Below are 3,523 nucleotides of genomic sequence, written 5' to 3'. Positions count from 1 at the left end.
GTCCTGCGAACCGACGCGGTACGGCTGGGCCGGAACCACCTCGCCGTAGCGCGAAGCCTGAGCGCCTTTCCACGTCACCTTCTGGCCGCTGGTCGTATATTCCAGCGCCTTGTATTCAGCCTCGAGCGCGCTGCGCTTCTCGGTCTCGCTGAGGCCGTTGCCGATCGTCCCGCTGATGAGGCCGCCGCCCATCGCCGAAATGATCGTCGTGGTCACCTTGCCGCTGGAAGGAGGTGTCGAGGCCGGTGTCACTGCTATGGCTGGACCCTTGCCGCTCAAGGTGGTGCAGCCGGAAACGGCCAGCAATGCGGAAACGAGAGCGACGCGAATCTTCATGCCAACAACCGATTTTCTTGAGTGGGAGCCTGCCATGGATGCGCCGGGGGCCGCGTCATCGGAGAAGTTGGCGTGGCCATAGTATTGATATTTGTCGGAAATTTGGCCGCTGCCACTGCGGGACCAATCGACATGCCGCCAATAACATCTCCCGTCCTTCTATGTCGATTGGACCTGGTGAACATCACTGAAGGCTCCGCAATCGCACCACCGCCTTCAATCCGCCCATACCGGACCGTTCGAGCGCCAGAACGCCTCCATACTCGTTGACAAGGTCTGCGACAATGGCCAGCCCCAGACCTGTTCCGGGCTTCGTCTCGTCCAGACGCCGTCCCCGCTTCAGAGCCTCGCGCGCCTTGTCCTCGGGAATGCCCGGACCGTCATCCTCTATGCTGATCTCGAACAGGCCGGCCGGGTCGTCCTTGCCGGTCAAGGGCACGACCGAAACCTGCACCGCGCTCTTTGCCCATTTCATCGCGTTTTCAAGGAGATTGCCCAGCAATTCCTCAAGATCCTCGCGCTCGCCGGCGAAGACGATTTCGGCCGCCGGCAGCGACAGCGACAGATTTGTCTGCGGATTGAGCTTCTGCAGAACCCGCACCATGCGCTGCACCAGCGGCGTCACCGGCGTGCGATAGACGACGCTGTCGCGTTGTGCCGCGACGCGGGCGCGCTGGAGATAGTGTTCGACCTGCTTCTGCATGGAAGCGGCCTGTTCCGCGATCAGCTGCCCCTTGGCACCGCCGAGCGCGCGGCCCTCGTTGAGCAGTACCGCCAGCGGCGTCTTCAGCGAATGGGCGAGATTGCCGACCTGTGTTCGCGACCGCTCGACGATGCGCCTGTTGTTTTCGATCAAGGCATTGGTTTCGTTGGCAAGTGGTTCGATCTCGGCCGGGAAGCGGCCGTCGAGCCTCTGGGCGGTGCCTTCGCGCACCATAGCGAGCGCGTTCCTGACCCGGCGCAGCGGCTGCAGGCCGAGCAGGATGGCGATCGCGTTGATGGCGATCATGCCGACGCCGAACAGGCTGAGATAGGTCAGCAGGCGGCGCTGGAAGGTAGCGATTTCCTGTTCGAGTTCGCTCTGGTTGCCCATGACGCGGAAACGCGCGGCCCGGTTCTTGGCGTCGAGAACGAATTCGCTCTCGAAAACTTCGAGTTGCTCGCCGTCGATGCCTTCAGCTGCGTAGCTGCGCTGAAAGCTGGCATTGAACGGCACCTCGGCAACGCTCGGTGATGGGATCGTCGTGGTCATCGACGACGAGTGGAGATCGCCATGCACGCCCTCCGAAGCGGGCTCGACCGACCAGTACCAGCCCGAATTCGGCTCCGAGAACCGAAGGTCGCCGAGGTCTGGCGCGCCAGTCAGCGCCCCGCTATCGGAGATGCCGATCGAACCGATCAGGTTGAACAGATGCGCCGAAAGCAGGCTGTCGAAGCCGCGCTCGCTGGCCTGGCGGTATAGGGTGGTGATCAAGGTGAAGATGACAACGAGCGTCACGATCGCCCAGACCGTGGAAAAGGCGATAACGCGGAACGTCAGCGAACGCGGCCACAAACGCAGCGAAAGCGGCGTCCTTGCGGTTGGTTTGAGCGGTTCCGAGTTACGCCTCCGGCTCACGCATGCGGTAGCCCATGCCGCGCACGGTTTCGATCATGTCGATGCCCATCTTCTTGCGCAGCCGCCCGACAAACACCTCGATGGTGTTGGAATCGCGGTCGAAATCCTGATCGTAGAGATGCTCGACCAGTTCGGTCCGCGAGACGACTTCGCCCATATGGTGCATCAGATAGGCGAGCAGGCGGAATTCGTGCGACGTCAGTTTCAGCGGCACGCCGTCGACATCGGCCTTGGAGGCCTTGGTGTCGAGACGCAGCGGCCCGCAGGTCAGTTCGGACGAGGCATGGCCGGCAGCCCGCCGGATCAGGGCCCGCAGCCTGGCCAGCACCTCCTCGATGTGGAACGGCTTGGTGACGTAGTCATCGGCGCCGGCATCGATGCCGGAGACCTTGTCGCTCCAGCGGTCGCGCGCCGTCAGGATCAGCACCGGCATCTTGCGGCCGCCGCGCCGCCAGCGCTCGACCACACTTATGCCGTCCATCTGCGGCAGGCCGATATCGAGCACGACCGCGTCATAGGGCTCTGTGTCGCCAAGGAAATGGCCTTCCTCGCCGTCGAAGGCGCGGTCGACGACATAGCCGGCATCGACCAGCGCATCCGATATCTGCCGATTGAGATCCTTGTCATCTTCGACGACGAGTACACGCATGCGGAGTTCGATACCTGTTGAAGAGCTTTGTCAGATTGAAGGGCTTGGTCAGATTGAAGAGCTTTGTCAGATTGAAGACTGGGGCAGATATAGGCCGATTCCGGCGGCCTGGGAAACGTAGCCTAAGGTTGATTGGGTCAGTTCAGCGGAACGACGATCTCGGAACGGCGCGGACGTTGTCCGTCCTTGCCTGGAACGAGCACCACGATGACACAGACAGGCTGACCGCCGCGCGTCGATTGCGAGGCCTTGGCCAGCGTTCCGCCATTCTGCTCGGCCACCTGCTGGCCGATGGCGTAGCAATCGGACGCCGCCAGTACGATCGGACTGGCCAGGTCGGGCGGCGCGATGACCGGCATCGCCATCGCCCGCGACGCGAACAGCCCGGCAGCACAAAGCGCCAGTGTCGCGATTCGGAAGTGGGAGCGAAGCGTTTTCATGACCGGCGTTGTAACGTATCGGTGCTGAACGTGAAATGAACGGTGAATGCCGCTGAAAACATCCTCGCCACACCCCTGCAACGCGAGACAATCAACCTGGAATTTCACCGCCTCGAACAGGTGAAATCCCGCGAAAGTCCAGTCTAGACTCGGTTTTGACCATATTGAAAGCGCATCAGGCATTTTCCTGCGTTATCGCGCGAAAACGCAGCAGCCCGTGATGGACGAGCAGATCCTCGTCATGGCGGGCTTCGGCGAATTCCAGCGACAGTCGTGTCTGGCCGCGAGGGCCAATCACCAATGCTGCGTCGGCAAGGCGCGCCTGGATGGCGGCCATGATGGCAAGCGTTTCGGCGTCGCCATGGGCTTTCGACCAGACATGCAGCGTAATCAACTGATCGTCGGTGTTCTCGGTGCCCGTATCCCAGTCGAAAGCGGAGGTCTGGCCGCAGGTCACGTACGGAAAAGCGGCATTGTCGG

5 protein-coding genes are annotated in these 3,523 nt (G+C 62.0%); all 5 read right to left on the bottom strand.

Annotated features, from left to right (window positions below; translation table 11 throughout):
• Positions 1-336, bottom strand: a 336-nt coding sequence (locus EN984_RS26865) for a hypothetical protein (RefSeq protein ID WP_127384076.1), incomplete at its 3' end; no start/stop codon positions are given.
• 184 nt (positions 337-520) lie between these two features.
• Positions 521-1,897 (bottom strand): ATP-binding protein, encoded by a 1,377-nt coding sequence (locus EN984_RS26860; protein ID WP_281057337.1) that lies wholly within the window; start codon positions 1,895-1,897, stop codon positions 521-523.
• Between the two features lie 40 nt (positions 1,898-1,937).
• Entirely contained in the window at positions 1,938-2,603 is a 666-nt protein-coding gene (locus EN984_RS26855) for a response regulator transcription factor (RefSeq protein WP_023812809.1), read from the bottom strand.
• A gap of 137 nt (positions 2,604-2,740) precedes the next feature.
• On the bottom strand, positions 2,741-3,043 hold the full coding sequence (locus EN984_RS26850; RefSeq protein ID WP_127269164.1) for a hypothetical protein: 303 nt from the start codon (positions 3,041-3,043) through the stop codon (positions 2,741-2,743).
• A gap of 175 nt (positions 3,044-3,218) precedes the next feature.
• Positions 3,219-3,523, bottom strand: a 305-nt coding sequence (locus tag EN984_RS26845) for a DUF3168 domain-containing protein (RefSeq protein ID WP_164765667.1), incomplete at its 5' end; no start/stop codon positions are given.

The sequence above is a fragment of the Mesorhizobium sp. M7A.F.Ca.CA.004.12.1.1 genome (genome assembly GCF_003997835.1).
Taxonomy (GTDB): domain Bacteria; phylum Pseudomonadota; class Alphaproteobacteria; order Rhizobiales; family Rhizobiaceae; genus Mesorhizobium.
This window is presented reverse-complemented; position numbering and strand designations above follow the sequence as displayed.

Excerpts from the sequence above, each read along its gene's own strand:
- EN984_RS26855 (WP_023812809.1), bottom strand. The coding sequence starts at position 2,603 with ATGCGTGTACTCGTCGTCGAAGATGACAAGGATCTCAATCGGCAGATA.
- EN984_RS26850 (WP_127269164.1), bottom strand. The coding sequence starts at position 3,043 with ATGAAAACGCTTCGCTCCCACTTCCGAATCGCGACACTGGCGCTTTGT.